This window comes from Aeromonas sp. HMWF014 (assembly GCF_963878295.1).
Classification (GTDB): domain Bacteria; phylum Pseudomonadota; class Gammaproteobacteria; order Enterobacterales; family Aeromonadaceae; genus Aeromonas; species Aeromonas popoffii.
In genome coordinates, this window is record NZ_CAWNYS010000401.1 from 1 (window position 1) to 1,223 (window position 1,223).

Annotated in this window: 1 protein-coding gene; it reads left to right on the forward strand. The window is 63.5% G+C overall.

Annotated elements, in window-relative coordinates; translation table 11 throughout:
• Positions 1-1,223: DEAD/DEAH box helicase (locus tag AAC083_RS16185; protein WP_258224721.1), on the forward strand; the 1,223-nt coding region annotated here is incomplete at both ends.

Here is a 1,223-nt window from a genome sequence, read left to right on the forward strand (position 1 = left end):
GCCTGATGCTGAGCGACAAGCTGGTGGAGCGGCTCACCATGCTGGGCGCCATGCTGGATGAAGAGCAACGCATCAACAACAAGCTGGCCTATCCGCTCACCCGCTTGCTCTCCGTCATCACCACTGAGGGGGATGACGCCTGGCACTCCCTGCAACAGGAGTGGCTGCAGGAGGTGGAGTGTCCGGCCGAACTGTTGACCCCGCTGCGGGATTATCAGAAGGATGGGGTACGCTGGCTGGCGACCCTGGCGCATCATGGCTTTGGCGCCTGTCTGGCCGATGACATGGGTCTGGGCAAGACCCTGCAGGCGCTCATCGTGCTGCGCATGCGTCAGCACCTGGGGCCGGCGCTGGTGGTGGTGCCAAAGTCAGTGGTCACCAACTGGCAGGAAGAGGTGGTGCGCTTCGCCCCCGAACTCGAGGTGGTGGTGTTCGAAAATCCCTCCGAGCGAGAAGGGGTGATCCGCGATGCCAAGGCCGGCCAGATTATCCTGATCAACTACGGCATGCTCGGCAGTCTGGCGGAGGCGCTCAAGTCCCGCCGCTGGTCGAGCATGGTGCTGGATGAGGCGCAGCAGATCAAGAATGCCGGCACCCAGCGCGCCAAGCTGCTGTTCCAGCTCGAAGGGGATTTTCGCCTTGCCCTCTCCGGCACGCCCATCGAGAACCACCTTGGGGAGCTGTGGAGCCTGTTTACCTTTATCAACCCGGGTCTGCTCGGCAGCCTGGGCGAGTTCAAGCGCCGCTTCGGCAAGGCGGTGAAGGATCCCCAGCACATGGCGCTGCTGCGGGCGGTGATCAGCCCCTTCATCCTGCGCCGTCTCAAGCAGCAGGTGCTGACCGAGTTGCCGGACAAGACCGAGATCATTCATCACATCAGCCTCTCTCCCGAGGAACGCCAGCTGTATGAGGCAACCCGGCGCGAGGTGGTGCAGCAGGTGCAAAGTGCCGATGGCCGCGCCCTGATGCACGTGCTGAGCGGCCTGACCCGGCTGCGCCGGCTCTGCTGCTCCCCCGAGCTGGTGATGCCCGAGTGGTCCCAGACCAGCAGCAAGCTGGACGAGGCGATGGCCTTGCTGGACGAAGCGATCGGCAATGGTCATCGGGTGCTGGTGTTCAGCCAGTTCGTCGATCTGCTGAGCCTGCTGCGCGGGCGCATTGAACAGAAGAAATGGGATTACTGCTATCTGGATGGCGGCTGCTCCGCCAAGTCCCGCCAGGAG